The sequence below is a fragment of the Aestuariivirga sp. genome, assembly GCF_047602625.1.
GTDB lineage: Bacteria > Pseudomonadota > Alphaproteobacteria > Rhizobiales > Aestuariivirgaceae > Aestuariivirga.
Genome location: NZ_JASGGV010000002.1, coordinates 1,797,474 through 1,812,255, shown reverse-complemented (window position 1 = coordinate 1,812,255; position 14,782 = coordinate 1,797,474). Strand labels below are relative to the sequence as shown.

14 protein-coding genes and 2 pseudogenes are annotated in these 14,782 nt (G+C 62.4%); 7 read left to right on the top strand and 9 right to left on the bottom strand.

Annotation, left to right across the window (positions count from 1 at the left end; genetic code table 11):
* Positions 1 to 148 precede the first annotated feature (148 nt).
* Positions 149 to 843, top strand: a pseudogene (locus QM694_RS13965) (DUF1194 domain-containing protein).
* Here QM694_RS13965 and QM694_RS13960 read toward each other — a convergent pair.
* Positions 840 to 2,243: an aspartate ammonia-lyase gene (locus QM694_RS13960; protein WP_415007535.1), complete on the bottom strand. Its 1,404-nt coding sequence runs from the start codon at positions 2,241 to 2,243 to the stop codon at positions 840 to 842. The pseudogene QM694_RS13965 and the gene QM694_RS13960 overlap by 4 nt on opposite strands.
* 160 nt (positions 2,244 to 2,403) lie before the next feature.
* On the opposite strand from QM694_RS13960, the gene QM694_RS13955 reads away from it, so the two are divergent.
* Positions 2,404 to 3,501 (top strand): TRAP transporter substrate-binding protein, encoded by a 1,098-nt coding sequence (locus tag QM694_RS13955; RefSeq protein WP_415007534.1) that lies wholly within the window; start codon positions 2,404 to 2,406, stop codon positions 3,499 to 3,501.
* A gap of 70 nt (positions 3,502 to 3,571) precedes the next feature.
* Positions 3,572 to 3,904: a DUF1330 domain-containing protein gene (locus tag QM694_RS13950; RefSeq protein ID WP_415008635.1), complete on the top strand. Its 333-nt coding sequence runs from the start codon at positions 3,572 to 3,574 to the stop codon at positions 3,902 to 3,904.
* Between the two features lie 346 nt (positions 3,905 to 4,250).
* On the opposite strand, the gene QM694_RS13945 is transcribed toward QM694_RS13950, so the two are convergent.
* Together QM694_RS13945 and QM694_RS13940 are read right to left on the bottom strand one after the other, a co-directional pair.
* Complete coding sequence (locus QM694_RS13945) at positions 4,251 to 5,696, bottom strand: TRAP transporter large permease (RefSeq protein WP_415007533.1); 1,446 nt, start codon at positions 5,694 to 5,696, stop codon at positions 4,251 to 4,253.
* Positions 5,693 to 6,304, bottom strand: coding sequence for a TRAP transporter small permease subunit (locus tag QM694_RS13940; RefSeq protein ID WP_415007532.1), 612 nt, complete (start codon positions 6,302 to 6,304; stop codon positions 5,693 to 5,695). Before QM694_RS13940 ends, QM694_RS13945 begins: the two co-directional genes overlap by 4 nt.
* 93 nt (positions 6,305 to 6,397) lie before the next feature.
* Between QM694_RS13940 and QM694_RS13935 the strand changes: the two genes are divergently transcribed.
* The gene (locus QM694_RS13935) at positions 6,398 to 6,853 is read left to right on the top strand and encodes an MmcB family DNA repair protein (protein WP_415007531.1); all 456 of its coding nucleotides are present in this window, start codon (positions 6,398 to 6,400) and stop codon (positions 6,851 to 6,853) included.
* Positions 6,854 to 6,856: 3 nt separating this feature from the next.
* Here QM694_RS13935 and irrA read toward each other — a convergent pair whose 3' ends face one another.
* A complete protein-coding gene (gene irrA / locus QM694_RS13930; protein WP_415007530.1) occupies positions 6,857 to 7,267 on the bottom strand; it encodes an iron response transcriptional regulator IrrA in 411 nt (136 codons plus the stop codon).
* Positions 7,268 to 7,398: 131 nt separating this feature from the next.
* Here irrA and fabA point away from each other — a divergent pair, with 131 nt between their 5' ends.
* The 3 genes and pseudogenes from fabA (at position 7,399) to fabI (ending at position 9,952) form a co-directional block, all read left to right on the top strand.
* A complete protein-coding gene (gene fabA, locus QM694_RS13925) occupies positions 7,399 to 7,914 on the top strand; it encodes a 3-hydroxyacyl-[acyl-carrier-protein] dehydratase FabA (protein ID WP_415007529.1) in 516 nt (171 codons plus the stop codon).
* Between the two features lie 20 nt (positions 7,915 to 7,934).
* Positions 7,935 to 9,150, top strand: a pseudogene (fabB, locus tag QM694_RS13920) (beta-ketoacyl-ACP synthase I).
* A 4-nt stretch (positions 9,151 to 9,154) separates the two neighbouring features.
* Positions 9,155 to 9,952 carry an enoyl-ACP reductase FabI gene (fabI, locus tag QM694_RS13915; protein ID WP_415007528.1) on the top strand — a complete coding sequence of 266 codons (798 nt, stop codon included), beginning with the start codon at positions 9,155 to 9,157 and terminating at the stop codon, positions 9,950 to 9,952.
* On the opposite strand, the gene QM694_RS13910 is transcribed toward fabI, so the two are convergent.
* From QM694_RS13910 to ubiE, 5 genes are read right to left on the bottom strand one after another with little or no spacing between them, the layout of a single operon-like run.
* Positions 9,949 to 10,764 (bottom strand): HesA/MoeB/ThiF family protein, encoded by an 816-nt coding sequence (locus QM694_RS13910; protein ID WP_415007527.1) that lies wholly within the window; start codon positions 10,762 to 10,764, stop codon positions 9,949 to 9,951. The genes fabI and QM694_RS13910 overlap by 4 nt on opposite strands.
* A complete protein-coding gene (gene dut / locus QM694_RS13905) occupies positions 10,764 to 11,204 on the bottom strand; it encodes a dUTP diphosphatase (protein WP_415007526.1) in 441 nt (146 codons plus the stop codon). Before dut ends, QM694_RS13910 begins: the two co-directional genes overlap by 1 nt.
* Complete coding sequence (gene coaBC / locus QM694_RS13900) at positions 11,201 to 12,409, bottom strand: bifunctional phosphopantothenoylcysteine decarboxylase/phosphopantothenate--cysteine ligase CoaBC (RefSeq protein ID WP_415007525.1); 1,209 nt, start codon at positions 12,407 to 12,409, stop codon at positions 11,201 to 11,203. The genes dut and coaBC overlap by 4 nt, the downstream gene beginning before the upstream one ends.
* Positions 12,410 to 12,448: 39 nt before the next feature.
* Positions 12,449 to 14,011, bottom strand: coding sequence for a 2-polyprenylphenol 6-hydroxylase (gene ubiB / locus QM694_RS13895; RefSeq protein ID WP_415007524.1), 1,563 nt, complete (start codon positions 14,009 to 14,011; stop codon positions 12,449 to 12,451).
* The gene (gene ubiE / locus QM694_RS13890; protein ID WP_415007523.1) at positions 14,011 to 14,775 is read right to left on the bottom strand and encodes a bifunctional demethylmenaquinone methyltransferase/2-methoxy-6-polyprenyl-1,4-benzoquinol methylase UbiE; all 765 of its coding nucleotides are present in this window, start codon (positions 14,773 to 14,775) and stop codon (positions 14,011 to 14,013) included. The genes ubiB and ubiE overlap by 1 nt, the downstream gene beginning before the upstream one ends.
* Positions 14,776 to 14,782: the final 7 nt, after the last annotated feature.

Below are 14,782 nucleotides of genomic sequence, written 5' to 3'. Positions count from 1 at the left end.
AGCCCGCAAGGCTGGAGGATGGCTTAAGGGACGCACTGAACGGCGGTTAAACGGGTCTGCTCAAATTGAAGGACGGGCATTGTGCAACCGGCATCATCCGGGGCGAAAATGCGGCATACATTGCGCCCCGATCCTGTTAAAGTGACGCATGGGAAAACTCTTGCTGACGGGCGGTCTTCTCATCGTGGCGGCGGCTTCGCCGGCCAAAGCCGTGGAGCCTGTCGATCTTCAGCTGGTTCTGGCCGTAGATGCATCCGGCAGCGTTGACCCTCAAGAATATGCCCTGCAGCTTCAAGGCATCGCGCTGGCGTTCCGTGACCCTGTTATCCTGAAAGCGATCGAGGATGGCCCTGCGGGAAAGATCGCCGTGAACCTTCTGGTGTGGGCGGATTATCAGGAACCGCAGAGCCAAAGCGGCTGGTTTGCCATTGGCACGGCCCGGCAGGCGGAAGCCTTTGCACGGAAGGTGGAGTTTTTCCCCGCGCGCAGAACGGCGCCACCAGCATTGGCGACGGCATTGCCGCGGCGATACGCAGCTTTGACGGCAACGGATTCACCAGCGCGCGCAAGGTTGTTGATGTCTCAGGCGATGGCGAAGAAACGCCATCGAGCGGCGCCGTGATGCTGCCGGAAGCCCATGCACTGGCGCTCCGGCTGCACATCACCGTCAACGGGCTCGCGATCACCAATCAGGATGCGTTCGTGGGAAGCTACTATGAGAACGCGGTCAAGGCGGGCCCTGACAGTTTCGTCGTGACAGCCAATTCCTATGATGACTATGCCGGAGCCATGCGGCGCAAGCTGCTGCGCGAGATCGGCCACCCGGTGCTGTCGCAGCGCTAGCGTTTCCGGTGCTGGCCGAGAAGATTCTCTGTCGAGAAGGCATCGTTCAGCTGCGCCTCGGTCATCAGCCCGTGGGCCAGAACCACCTCGCGGATGGAGCGCCGTGTTTTCAACGCCTCCTTCGCCACCTGGCTGGCGGCGCCATAGCCGATATAGGGATTGATGGCCGTGACGGCGACGAGCGAGCCTTCCAGCAATTCACGGCAGCGCTCGCGGTCGGCTTCGATGCCGATGATGCATTTTTCGCGCAGCGTGCGCTGGCCGCGGATGAGCATGCGCATGGATTGCAGGATGTTGAGCACGATCACCGGCTCCATGGCATTGAGCTGCAACTGCCCCGCTTCCGCCGCCATGGTGACGGTCAAATCATTGCCGATCACCTGATAGGCGATCTGGTTCACGACCTCGGGGATGACCGGATTGACCTTGCCCGGCATGATGGAGGAGCCAGCCTGAACGGCGGGCAGGCGGATTTCGCCCAAGCCGGCGCGCGGGCCGGAATTGAGAAGGCGCAAATCATTGCACATCTTGGAGAGCTTGACGGCGATGCGTTTGAGCACGCCCGAGAAGGTGACGAAGGCGCCCAGATCTGACGTCGCTTCGATCAAATCCGCCGCCGGTGTGAGCGCCACGCCGGACACATCAGACAAATGCTGGATCACCTTCACCGAATAGCCTTCCGGCGTGTTGATGCCGGTGCCGATGGCGGTGCCGCCGAGGTTCACCTCGCGCAGCAGGTTCGAGAATTCGCGCAGGCGTTCGATGTCCTCGCCGATGGTGACGGCGAAGGCGCGGAACTCGGAACCGAGCCGCATCGGCACCGCGTCCATCAATTGCGTGCGCCCCACCTTGATGACGTCATCGAACTCCACGGCCTTCTGCATCAGCGCATCGCGGAGCGCCTGCTGCGCCTCGATCAGTTCCGGGCAGCTGCGCAGGATGGTGAGGCGCACGGCGGTGGGATAGACATCGTTGGTGGACTGCGACAGGTTCACATGATCGTTGGGATTGACGGCGGCATAATCGCCGCGCGGTTTCCCAAGATTGCGCAGCGCCATGTTGGCAATCACTTCATTGGCGTTCATGTTGGTGGAGGTGCCGGCGCCGCCCTGCAGCATGTCGACGATGAAGTGCTGGTGGCCCTCTCCGGCGATCACCTGATCGCAGGCCCTGATGATGGCATCGGCCACTTTGGGATCGAGCTGCCCCAGTTCCCAATTGGCCATGGCGGCGGCCTTCTTGGCCATGGCGAGGGACTGCACGAATTCCGGATAATGCCGGAGCAGGATGCCGGTGATGGGGAAATTCTCCGCCGCCCGCGCCGTCTGGCTGCCGTAGTCCGCATCAGCGGGGATCGCCATGTCGCCAATGGAGTCCCGCTCGATCCGTGTTGCCGTCATGATGTGTTCTCCTGAATCGGACGCCATTCTAGCCTGTTTTTTGAGCAGTTGCGCGAGGTTGCCGCCGGGAATCTTTCGCATATAGTGAGCGGTCAAGCGCAGGCGTTCCGGCTCGCCGTGCAGACAAACAAAAAGCCGTGCAAACCGAATGGGAGACCACATGGACCGCCGCAAATTCATCCGCTCTACGGGCGCCGCAACCGTCGCCACCGCCGCCCTGGCAGCGCCCGCCATCGCGCAATCGATGCCGGAGCTCAAATGGCGCATGACGTCGAGCTTCCCCAAGGCGCTCGACACGATCTATGGCGGCGGCGAAACCGTCGCCCGCTATATCCGCGAGGCAACAGACGGAAAATTCCAGATCCAGGTCTTCGCGGCGGGCGAAATCGTGCCCGGCCTCGAAGCCGCCAATGCGGTGGGTTCGGGCTCGGTCGAGATGTGCCACACCTGCAGCTATTATTACTGGGGCAAGGACCCGACCTTCGCGCTCGGCACCGCCGTGCCCTTCGGCCTCAACTCGCGCCAGCAGAATGCGTGGATGTATTATGGCGGCGCCATCGACCTCATGAACGAGTTCTATGCCACGCATAATCTCGTCGGCTTCCCGGCCGGCAATACCGGCGCCCAGATGGGCGGCTGGTTCCGCAACGAGATCAAGTCCGTCGCCGATCTGCAGGGCCTCAAGTTCCGCATGGGCGGGTTCGGCGGCAAGGTGTTCTCGAAGCTGGGCGTGGTGCCGCAGCAGATCGCCGGCGGCGAAATCTATCAGGCGCTTGAAAAAGGCACCATCGACGCCGCCGAATGGGTCGGGCCCTATGACGACGAGAAGCTCGGCTTCTACAAGGTGGCGCCCAATTATTATTATCCCGGCTGGTGGGAAGGCGGCGCCTATCTGCACACCATGATCAACAAGGCGAAGTGGGAAGAGCTGCCGCCGGTCTATCAGTCGCTCGTCAAGACGGCGTGCCAGGCGGTGACGGCGGATGTGCAGGCCAAATATGATTACGTGAACCCGCAGGCGCTGAAGCGGCTGGCGGCGGCGGGCACCAAGTTCCACCCCTTCCCCGCCGACGTGATGGAGGCGAGCTTCAAGGCGGCGAATGAAACCTATGCCGACATCACGGCCTCCAACGCGGCGTTCAAGAAGATCTATGATTCGATGGTGGCCTATCGTGCCGACGCGTTCCTGTGGGAGCAGTTCACCGACTACACCTTCGACGCCTTCATGATGGGCCAGCAGCGCAAGAAGGCGCTGTAAGCCAAATCCTGCGCATTCACATCGCGGGGCTCCTCCCGGCGGGGAGCCCCGAACCATTTGGGAGGACATGATGGCCAAAGCCTACTGGATCGCGCGCGTCGATGTGCATGATCCCGAAACCTACAAGCTCTATCTCGCCGCCAACCAGATCGCCTTTGCAAAATATGGCGCGCGCTATGTGGTGCGGGGCGGCGCGTTCGAGTGCGTCGACGGCACGTCCAGGTCACGCAATGTGGTGATCGAGTTTCCAGATCTCGCGACCGCCCAGGCCTGTTACGCCTCGCCCGAATATCAGGCGGGACTGGTTCACCGCAAAGCCGCGAGCGTTGCCGATGTGATCGTGATCGAGGGCTATGAAGGGCCGCAGCCCGGCGCCCAGTCCCCGACTTCTTTCCGGCATTAAGTTAGCTCATGTAAAATATCTTATAAGCAGCGAATACGATAAGGCCAATGCAATACAAAATGACAAATGGGAGGCCTACCAACACCCGTGTTTTATTCGACATAAGCCGACCACGTGATCCCCCCACGCCATACCGCAGCTTTACTCCACTATCTTCTGTAAAATCCCATCTCCTGCTCGAATAAAACATCAAATCGCGCAGCCATGAACGAATGGCAAACACAACCACCAGCGAGGCAAGCGCCAAAACAACAAGAAACACCAATAGGTCATTCGGCATATTTGTTGGCCTCTGACTTTAAGGGCGCTGAACTTTTCGAAGAAATTTTCTTATGCAGCAAAGTCTTTATTGGTTAATCGACGGCGGGCTGTTGAGATCGATGGGGGGCGGGCCTGTGAGGTCGCCACCCTCGCCCGTATCGGGTACGGTGATCTGGATGTTGGGATCAACCTTGATGGGCGCATCCAGGAACGCCGTGACCATCTGCGGGAACATGATGAGCAGCCCCACCATGATGAGCTGCAGGATGACCCACGGAATGGCGCCCCAATAGATGTCGCTGGTCTTGACCGTGGGCGGCGCGATGCCGCGCAGGTAAAACAGCGCGAAGCCGAAGGGCGGGTGCATGAAGCTCGTCTGCATGTTGGCGCCGAGCAATACGCCCAGCCAGATCAGGTCGATGCCCAGCGTATGGGCGGCGGGCACCAGCAGCGGCACGATGATGAAGGCGATCTCGAAGAAATCGAGAAAGAAGGCGATGACAAAGACAAAGGCGTTCACGAAGATCAGGAAGCCCACTTCGCCATAGGGCAGGTTGACGAGGAAGCTCTCGATCCACACCTTGCCGCCCACGCCCTGAAACACCAGGCTGAAGACGCGCGAACCCAGCAGGATGAACACCACCATGGCAGTGATGCGCATCGTCGTCTGCATGCCCTGATAGACGAGCGGCCATGTGAGCGTGCCGTTGATCCACGCCAGCACAAATGCGCCGACGACGCCCATGGCGCCCGCCTCGGTGGCCGTCGCCAGCCCCATGAAGAGCGTGCCCAGCACGATGAAGATGAGCGCCAGCGACGGCACCATGCCGCGCACGCAGCGCCACAGCAGCGGCCAGCCTTTCAAGACGCGCGCTTCGGGAGGCAAGGCCGGCACATCCTGCGGGCGGATGAAGCTCAACAGCAGCACCCAGCCCATGAAGAGCAGCACCTGCACGACGCTGGCGCCGACGGCACCTTTATACATTTCGCCGACATCGACGCCCATCTGGTCGGCCAAAACGACGAGCACCAGCGAGGGCGGAATCAGTTGCGTGATGGTGCCGGAGGCGGCGATGACGCCCGTGGCATGGCGCACGCTGTAGCCATATTTCATCATGATGGGCAGCGAGATGAGACCCATGGCGATCACGGACGCCGCCACCGTTCCGGTGATGGCGCCCAGCACCGCGCCCACCAGAATCACCGCATAGGAGAGTCCGCCCCGGACGCCTCCGAACAATTGGCCGAAGCCTTCGAGCAGATCCTCAGCCAGCCCGCAGCGCTCAAGGATGGCGCCCATCAGCGTGAAGAAGGGAATGGCCAGCAGCAGGTCGTTGGTGAGAACGCCGTGCAATTGAAAGGTGAGATTGCCGAGAAAATCCGGCGCGATCAGGCCAAGCTGGATGCTGACAAAACCGAACAGCAGGCCCACGGCGGCGAGCGAGAAGGCTGCCGGATAGCCATAGAGCATGAACAGGATCAATCCTGCGAACATGAGCGGCGCCATGTTGTGCGTCAGGAAATCGATCATTGCACCGGCTTTTCGTAAGTATGGCCGCGCACATATCCGGTGGTGAGCCCGGCAACGCACTTGATCAGTTCGGAGATGCCCTGCAGCAGCACCAGCGCGAAGCCAAGCGGCAGGCACAGCTTGGCGGGCCAGCGCGGCATGCCGCCGGCGTTGGAGGACATTTCATTGCTGGTCCATGCCTCCACGAACCATGGCCAGGTGAAATAGATCATCACCACGCACATCGGCACGAGGAACAGGAGGCCGCCGATCAGGTCGATCCACAGCCGGGCGCGGTCGCTCACCGAGCCATAGACGAGATCGACGCGCACATGCTCGTTCATGCGCAGCGTCCAGGGCGCGCCGAACATCACCATTCCCGCGAACATGGTGAGCTGCAAATCGCTCATGATGTTGGAGTTGTCGCGGTAGAGATTGAACAGCCATGTCAGCGGCCCTTCGAGAATGCCGAGCTTCTGGCCGACATAGAGAACGCCGCCGACGCTGTAGCGGGCAAAGGCATTGAAGGCGCTGACGAGCGCCGCCAGCAGCACCAGCCATGTGGCGATGACGCCGAACACGCGGCTTATGGAATCGATTGCCCTGCTGATGGCGAGAAGCGCCGCCATTCCCATTCCTGCCCCTGTCCGCCTGCCGTTGACCGGCCGCGCAGTTTCTGCGCAGAGACTAGGGCCGGAGGCCAGGGCTCACAACGGAAATCCATGCCTGAAATTCGTGCAGATGGCCGTCAATCGGAAACGGCGGCGATGATCCAGCGGGGCGTGGGACGCATCCTCCGCGCCTCGGGCTTTGCCTGCCTGCCGGAGTTCACGCTCGCCAGCGGGCGGCGCGCCGACATCATGGCGCTGAACGGTGACGGTGAAATCTGGATCGTCGAGATCAAGTCCTCGCCGCAGGATTTCCTGAGCGACGGCAAATGGTGGGAATATTGGGAGTATTGCGACCGGCTCTATTTCGCCATTCCGCAGACGATGGACGATGTGCTCATTCCCGCCGACACCGGCCTCATCATCGCCGATCAGTTCGGGGCCGACATTCTCAGGCATCCGGTGGCGCAGCCGCTGCATGCGTCGCGCCGCAAGGCTTTGACATTGGCCTTCGCCCGCGCCGCGGCCCTCCGGCTGCACGGACTTTATGATCCGCTGGTGGAGTTCTGACGTCTAATTGCGGCGGAGGCGGACGATCACGTCGATGCGATCCACCACCGTGCCGGGCGGCAGGGGCGGCAGGCCTTTTACTTCCACATCGTCAGAGCCGATATCGACGAGCTGGCCCTTGTCCTCGAGGAAGTAGTGGAAGTGATTCGAGGTGTTGGTGTCGAAATAGCTCCGGTTGCCTTCGATCGCCACTTCGCGCAGCAGGCCCGCTTCGGTGAACTGGTTCAAGGTGTTGTAAACGGTGGCGAGCGACACCGGCACACGAGCGTTCACCGCCTCGCCATGCAGCGATTCGGCGCTGACATGACGGTCGCCCGAGCCGAACAGGATGCGCGCCAAGGCCATGCGCTGGCGCGTGGGCCTGAGCCCGGCACCCCTGAGTTTTTTTGCCAGTTCCATTTCAGATATCTGCATGTCACCCTATCTATACATCATTGCAACGGTTTCCTGCAACTCGGGCGGACGCTCACGGCAATTGCGGGCTTTGAATGGGCAAAACCGATGTGTTAGGAAGCCCCACCGAAGGCGGGGCAGAACGAGAGAGAATGACGGAGCGCAAATCCCGGTTTGACTATGAGGACCTGCTGGCCTGTGGCCGGGGCGAATTGTTTGGCCCCGGCAATGCGCAGCTTCCGGCGCCGCCCATGCTGATGTTCGACCGCATCACCGAGATTTCCAGCACCGGCGGCGTGGCGGGGCTTGGCAAGGCAACCGCCGAATTCGACATCAAGCCCGACCTCTGGTTTTTCGGCTGCCACTTCATCGGTGATCCGGTGATGCCGGGCTGCCTGGGCCTTGATGCGCTGTGGCAAATGACGGGGTTCTTCCTCGGCTGGCTGGGCGAACCGGGAAAGGGCCGGGCCATTGGCGTTGGCGAAGTGAAGCTCAAGGGCATGGTGACGCCCGCCGTGAAGCTCGTCACCTATGAGATCGAGATCACCCGGCTGATCCTGCGCAAGCTGAAGCTGGCGGTGGCCAACGGCATCATGAAAGCCGACGGCGAGGTGGTGTATCAAGTGACCGACATGAAGGTCGGCCTGTTCGAGCCCTCGGCGGCCTGAGACACGAAGGAGAGCATATCATGAGGCGCGTCGTCGTTACCGGCCTCGGCATCGTTTCGAGCATCGGCAACAATGTGCAGGAAGTGGTTTCCTCGCTCAGGGAAGCGAAGTCCGGCATCGTGAAGGCCGACTCCTACGAGAAGCTGGGGTTCCGCTGCCAGGTGCATGGGGCGCCCAACTATGATCTCGAACTCGATCGACCGCCGGGTGCGCCGCTTCATGGGCGACGGCGCGGCGTGGAACTATGTGGCCATGCAGCAGGCCATCACGGACTCCGGCCTTGAGGAAAAGGACGTCAAGAACGACCGCACCGGCATCGTCATGGGATCGGGCGGGCCATCCACCCGCACCATCGTGGCCGCTGCCGACGTGACACGCGAGAAGGGGCCAAAACGCGTGGGGCCATTCGCCGTGCCCGCCGCCATGTCATCCACCAATTCGGCGACGCTCGCCACGCCGTTCGGCATCAGGGGCGTCAATTATTCGATCTCCTCGGCCTGCGCGACATCGGCCCACTGCATCGGCAATGCGGCCGAGATGATCCAGTGGGGCAAGCAGGACGTGATGTTCGCAGGGGGCGGCGAGGAACTGGACTGGACGCTCTCGGTGCTGTTCGACGCGATGGGCGCCATGTCCTCCAAATATAACGCCACGCCGGCAAAAGCATCGCGCGCCTATGACAAAAACCGCGACGGCTTCGTGATCGCCGGCGGTGCGGGCACGGTGGTGCTGGAAGAACTGGAACATGCGAAAGCGCGCGGCGCCCGGATTTATGGCGAGCTCGTCGGCTATGGCGCGACATCGGACGGCTACGACATGGTGGCGCCTTCGGGCGAAGGAGCGGCGCGCTGCATGCGTCTCGCCATGTCCACCGTGAAAGAGAAGATCGACTACATCAACCCGCACGCCACTTCGACGCCGATCGGCGACAAGAAGGAAATCGAGGCGGTGCGCGAGGTGTTCGGCAAGGACATTCCGAATATCTCGGCCACCAAATCGCTCACCGGCCATTCGCTGGGCGCGACAGGCGTGCAGGAAGCGATCTATTGCCTGCTGATGATGAAGAACGGCTTCATCTGCGAGAGCGCCAATATCGACGAAATCGATCCGGAGTTCGCTGATATTCCCATCGTGCGGCAGCGCATCGACAATGCCAGGATCGACGTCGCCATGTCGAACAGCTTCGGCTTCGGCGGCACCAACGGCACCCTCATTTTCCAACGCTACAACGGCTGATCACATGACACATGGGTTGATGGCGGGGAAACGCGGCCTCGTGATGGGCGTCGCGAATGACCATTCGATTGCCTGGGGCATCGCCTCCCAGCTTCATGCGCAAGGGGCGGAACTTGCCTTCACCTATCAGGGCGAGGCGTTCGGCAAGCGCGTGAAACCTCTGGCGGATGAGGTGGGATCGAAACTCCTGCTGCCGTGCGATGTGGAACACATTGCCACCGTCGATGCCGTGTTCGAGGCGCTGAAGAAGGAATGGGGCAGCATCGATTTTCTGGTGCATGCCATCGCCTTTTCCGACAAGAACGAACTGAAGGGCAAATACGCCGATACGACGCGCGAGAACTTCACCCGCACCATGGTGATCTCTTGCTTCTCCTTCACCGAAATCACCCGGCGCGCCGCGGCGATCATGCCCGATGGCGGGTCCATCGTAACGCTGACCTATGGCGGCTCGGTGCGGGTGATGCCCAACTACAATGTGATGGGCGTGGCGAAGGCGGCGCTTGAGGCATCGGTTCGCTATCTGGCGGCGGATTATGGGCCGCAAGGGGTTCGCGTGAACGCCATTTCGGCTGGCCCCATGCGCACGCTGGCAGGCGCCGGAATCGGCGACGCGCGCGCCATGTTCAACTACCAGCAGTCGCACGCGCCGCTGCGCCGCACGATCACGCTGGAAGAAGTTGGCGGTGCCGGGCTTTACCTGCTCTCGCCATTGTCCAGCGGTGTCACGGGGGAAATCCACTATGTGGATTCGGGCTACAACATCATTTCCATGCCGCGGCCTGAGGATTTGAAGGCTTAACGCGGCGCGTAATTTGCTTCGACCAGCGACGTGATGACGGGGTTTTTGCCCGTGAGCGGATTATCGGGGTTCCAGTGCAGCGCCGTTTCATAGAAGCGGCAGGACAGGGCATCGATCATCACCAGGCGGCCGGCGAGGCTTTCGCCGATATCCAGAATCTCTTTCATCACCTCCATCGCCTGCATGGAGCCGACAATGCCGGGAAGTGCCCCCAGAATGCCCGCCTCCTCGCAGGAGGGGAACAGGCCGCGCGGCGGAATTTCGCCCATCAGGCAGCGATAGCTGGGCCACGGCGTTCCGTCGGGCTTTTTTTCATAGGGCTTGAAGGTGGAAATCTGCCCATCGAACTGACCGACCGCTGCCGACACCAGCGGCTTTTTGGCGAAGTAACATGCATCGCTGACGAGAAAGCGGGTGGGGAAATTGTCGCTGCCATCGGCAACGATGTCATAGCCGGACAGGATGGAGAGCGCGTTGGCCGCCGTCAGGCGCTCCGTATGCTGAATGATTTTGACATGCGGATTTATCGCGCTGAGCGTGGCGGCGGCGCTGGCCGTCTTGGTGGCGCCGATGCGCGCCGTGGTGTGTACCACCTGGCGCTGCAAATTCGACAGGCCAACCGTATCATCATCGACAATGCCGATCGCGCCGATGCCGGCCGCCGCGAGATAGAGCAGGAGCGGCGCGCCGAGACCACCCGCCCCCACGACCAGCACCTTTGCCGCCTTGAGCTTCTGCTGGCCGGGGCCGCCCACCTCATGCAGCACGATATGGCGGGCATAACGCTCGATCTCTTCCGGCGACAGGGCCATCAGCGCGTGCCCGACGAGCCGAAGCCGCCCTGCCCGCGCGCGGTTTCATCAAGTGAGGACACTTCCTGCCACACCGCCGTGGTGACAGAGGCAATCACCATCTGGGCGATGCGGTCGCCGCGCGCGATGACGAAGTCCTGCTGTCCCAAATTGATGAGCGGCACCTTGATCTCGCCGCGATAGTCGCTGTCGATGGTGCCGGGCGCATTGAGGACTGTCACGCCATGTTTCACCGCGAGACCTGAGCGCGGGCGGACCTGCGCTTCAAACCCATCCGGCAATGCGATGGCAAGGCCGGTTGGCACCAGCGCCCGCTCGCCGGGCTTCAGATGAAAGCCTTCCGACGCGCGAAGGTCCATGCCGGCGGCGCCCGCGGTTTCATAGGCAGGCAAGGGCAGCCCTTCGGCCTGGGCCAGGCGCAGGATGCGAACGGGCGTCATTTCGGCAGAAGCTCCGCCAGCTTGTCCATGAGGCGGCGCGCCACTTCCTGCTTGGTCATCTCCGGCCAGATTTCGACGCCCTGCGCGGTGACCACATGCACCTTGTTGCGCTCGCCGCCGAAGGTGCCCGTCTCCGGGCTCACATCATTGGCGACGATCATGTCGCAGCCCTTCTTCGCCAGCTTCTCGCGCGCGTGCTCCACCAGTTTTTCGGTTTCCGCCGCAAAGCCGACCACCAGTTTCGGGCGCTTGTCCGCGCGGGTGGCGATGGTGCGGAGAATGTCGGGGTTCTCGACCATGGCGAGGGATGGCGAACGGCCTTCGGCTTTCTTGATCTTTTCGGTGGCGGCGCGGGCCACGCGCCAATCCGCCACGGCGGCGCAGAAGATGGCGATGTCGCAAGGCAGTTCGTTCTCGCAGGCCTTCAGCATCTCCTCTGCCGTTTCAACCGGGATCATGCCGGCGCCCGGCGGAATGGTAAGATCGACGGGGCCGGAGATCAGCATGGTTTGCGCGCCCAGCGCCACGGCGGCTTCGGCCAGCGCGTAGCCCTGCTTGCCGGAGGAGTGGTTGGAAATATAGCGCACCGGGTCAATCGGCTCGCGCGTGGGGCCGGCGGTGATCATCACCTTTTTGCCGGCCAAAGGCTTTGCCTGCGGCGTCAGCGCCTTTTCGATGGCGGCGGCAATCTCAATGGGTTCGGCCATGCGGCCGGGGCCAAATTCACCACAGGCCATCTCGCCGTCATTCGGACCCACGAACAGCACGCCATCGCGCTTCAACTGCGTGGTATTGCGGCGTGTGGCCGGGTTGGTCCACATGCGGACATTCATGGCAGGCGCCAGCAGCACCGGTTTGTCGGTGGCGAGCAAGGCGGTGGAAGCCAAGTCATCGGCATGGCCATGCGCCATCTTGGCCATCAGATCCGCCGTGGCAGGGGCCACCACCAGAAGATCGGCGGAGCGCGAGAGTTCGATGTGCCCCATCTCGATTTCATCGGTGAGGCTGAAGAGATGGTCATGCACCTTGGTGCCGGTGAGGCTTGCAACCGACAGGGGCGTGACGAATTCATGCGCGGCCTTGGTCATGATCGCCTTGACGGCGCAGCCGCGCCCCCGGAGCAGGCGGATCAGCTCAAGCGTCTTGTAGGCCGCGATGCCGCCGCCGATGATGAGAAGAACGGATTTTCCGGAAAGTGCTGACATGGGGCCATTATGGCAGCAAAGGGCTGGCTTGGCCACGCATCAGGCGAGGAGCCGCCAGGCGATGACGACGAGTGCCAAGGCCCCTGCCGCAAGGGCATAGCGCGTCCAGCGGGTTTCGCGCGCCTGGGCCTTGGCCAGCGCCTTGGTGGTTTCGGGATCAAGCCGGATGCCGCCGCCATCGGCAAGGCGGGACAGGACATCGGCGCCCGCCCTTGTTTCATCCAGCAGTGCTGGAAGCGTTGCCGCCATGCGGCCCAGCGTCTCGACCATATTCTCAACCCGGCCTACCGGACCGAGCTGCCGCTCGATCCAGCCTTTCACGACGGGTTCCGCTGTCTTCCACATATTGAGATCGGGGTTCAGCGTGCGGGCCACGCCTTCCACCACCACCATGGTTTTCTGCAAGAGGAGAAGCTGCGGCTGGGTGGTCATGTCGAACTGCGCCGTGACTTCGAACAGCTGGGTCAAGAGGCGGGCCATGGAAATCTCGCCCGCCGGCCTGTCCATGATCGGCTCGCCAATGGCGCGGATCGCCTGAGCGAAAGTTGCGACATCCTGATGTGCGGGCACATAGCCCGCATCGAAATGGACCTGTGAGACCCGCAGATAATCGCGGGTGATGAAGCCATAGAGAATCTCGGCGAGGAACAGGCGTTCTTTGGCATTCAACCTGCCGGTGATGCCGAAATCGACGGCCACCAGATTGCCGGCGCGGTCCACGAACAGGTTTCCCTGATGCATGTCGGCATGGAAGAAGCCGTCGCGGATGGCGTGGCGGAGAAAGCTCTGGATCACCGTGTCGGCCAGCGCATCGAGATCGAAGCCCTGCGCCTTGAGGGCCGTAATTTCGCTGATCGGCGTGCCGTCGATCCATTCGGTGGTGAGCACCTGGCGCGCGGTGCGCGGCCAATCGACCAGCGGCAGGCGGAAGTGCTGATCGTCCTTGGTGTTCCCGCGCATCTCCGAGATGGCCGAGGCCTCCATACGGAGATCGAGTTCGAGCTTCATGGATTGTTCGAGCATCGCCACCGCATCGACGGGGCGAAGGCGGCGGCCCTCCGCGCCGGTGCGCTCGATGACGCGGGCGGCGAGATAGAAGCTGCTGAGATCGGCAGCGAAGCGCTTTTCCACGCCGGGGCGCAACACCTTCACCGCCACGTCGCGGCCATCCCCCGTGCGGGCGCGATGAACCTGGGCAATCGAGGCGGCGGCGACCGGCGGGCCGAACTCGCTGAAGAACTGCTCCACCGGGCCGCCCAGATTGGCGCTGACGATGGCCCGTGCCTCGTCCTGCGGGAAAGGCGGCAGACGGTCCTGCAAGGCTTTGAGCTCGAAGGCACGCTTGGGGCCGACGACATCAGGCCGGGTGGCGAGGAATTGCCCGAGCTTGATATAGGAAGGGCCGAGTGACGAGAGGGCCATGGTGAGGCGGCTTTGCGCATCGGCATCGGGCGAGCGCGTGCCGAATTTCGCCATCTTCAGGCCGAAGCGGGCGGGCCATGGCAGGAGTGCGATCTGTTCGGGCAGCAGCAGCGCATCATAACGGGCGAGGGTGCGCCCGGCCTTCATGAGCCGCAGCAGATCGCCCAGCCTGCCCCACATCAGATGCGCCAGCCGGAATGAATGGCGACCACGCCGCCGGTGAGATTGCGATACGAGGCGCGGGCGAAGCCTGCCTCCTCGATCATCGCCCTGAAGGCTTCCTGATCCGGGAAAGTGCGGATCGATTCGACGAGATAGCGGTAGGGCTGGCCGTCGCCTGTCACCACCTTGCCCACTGCCGGGATGACCGTGAAGGAATAGGCATCATAGATGCGATCAAGCAGCGGCACATCGACATGAGAAAACTCAAGGCACAGGAAACGGCCGCCGGGCTTCAGCACGCGGTAGGCCTCTTTCAGCGCCCGGTCGATATGGGTGACATTGCGGATGCCGAAGGCGATCGTATAGGCATCGAAGCTCTTGTCGGGAAAGGCCAGCGCCTCGGCGTTACCGACGGTGAAATCGCAGCGGGAGAGAAGCCCCTCGCGCTCGCAGCGCTTGCGGCCTTCGCCCACCATCTCGGGCGAGATATCGGCGACCGTGACATGGGTGCCACTGCCGCCCGCCTTCACGATGCGGAAGGCAATGTCGCCCGTGCCGCCCGCCACATCGAGCACATGGAAGGCCTGCGCGCCTTTGGGCGGCGACAGCATGGTGACGAAGTCATCCTTCCACAGGCGATGGAGGCCGCCCGACATCAGATCATTCATCTGGTCATAGCGTTCCGCCGCCTTGGCGAAGACTTCGTTGACGAGGCCCTGCTTCTCATCCTCCGCCACGCGGCGAAAGCCGAAGGCCGTATCCCTGGTGCGATCGTCGGTCATGCGCCCG

Excerpts from the sequence above, each read along its gene's own strand:
- QM694_RS13955 (WP_415007534.1), top strand. The coding sequence starts at position 2,404 with ATGGACCGCCGCAAATTCATCCGCTCTACGGGCGCCGCAACCGTCGCC.
- QM694_RS13950 (WP_415008635.1), top strand. The coding sequence starts at position 3,572 with ATGGCCAAAGCCTACTGGATCGCGCGCGTCGATGTGCATGATCCCGAA.
- QM694_RS13940 (WP_415007532.1), bottom strand. The coding sequence starts at position 6,304 with ATGGCGGCGCTTCTCGCCATCAGCAGGGCAATCGATTCCATAAGCCGC.
- dut (WP_415007526.1), bottom strand. The coding sequence starts at position 11,204 with ATGACGCCCGTTCGCATCCTGCGCCTGGCCCAGGCCGAAGGGCTGCCC.
- fabA (WP_415007529.1), top strand. The coding sequence starts at position 7,399 with ATGACGGAGCGCAAATCCCGGTTTGACTATGAGGACCTGCTGGCCTGT.
- fabI (WP_415007528.1), top strand. The coding sequence starts at position 9,155 with ATGACACATGGGTTGATGGCGGGGAAACGCGGCCTCGTGATGGGCGTC.
- QM694_RS13910 (WP_415007527.1), bottom strand. The coding sequence starts at position 10,764 with ATGGCCCTGTCGCCGGAAGAGATCGAGCGTTATGCCCGCCATATCGTG.
- ubiE (WP_415007523.1), bottom strand. The coding sequence starts at position 14,775 with ATGACCGACGATCGCACCAGGGATACGGCCTTCGGCTTTCGCCGCGTG.
- QM694_RS13960 (WP_415007535.1), bottom strand. The coding sequence starts at position 2,243 with ATGACGGCAACACGGATCGAGCGGGACTCCATTGGCGACATGGCGATC.
- QM694_RS13935 (WP_415007531.1), top strand. The coding sequence starts at position 6,398 with ATGCCTGAAATTCGTGCAGATGGCCGTCAATCGGAAACGGCGGCGATG.
- ubiB (WP_415007524.1), bottom strand. The coding sequence starts at position 14,011 with ATGTGGGGCAGGCTGGGCGATCTGCTGCGGCTCATGAAGGCCGGGCGC.
- QM694_RS13945 (WP_415007533.1), bottom strand. The coding sequence starts at position 5,696 with ATGATCGATTTCCTGACGCACAACATGGCGCCGCTCATGTTCGCAGGA.
- irrA (WP_415007530.1), bottom strand. The coding sequence starts at position 7,267 with ATGCAGATATCTGAAATGGAACTGGCAAAAAAACTCAGGGGTGCCGGG.
- coaBC (WP_415007525.1), bottom strand. The coding sequence starts at position 12,409 with ATGTCAGCACTTTCCGGAAAATCCGTTCTTCTCATCATCGGCGGCGGC.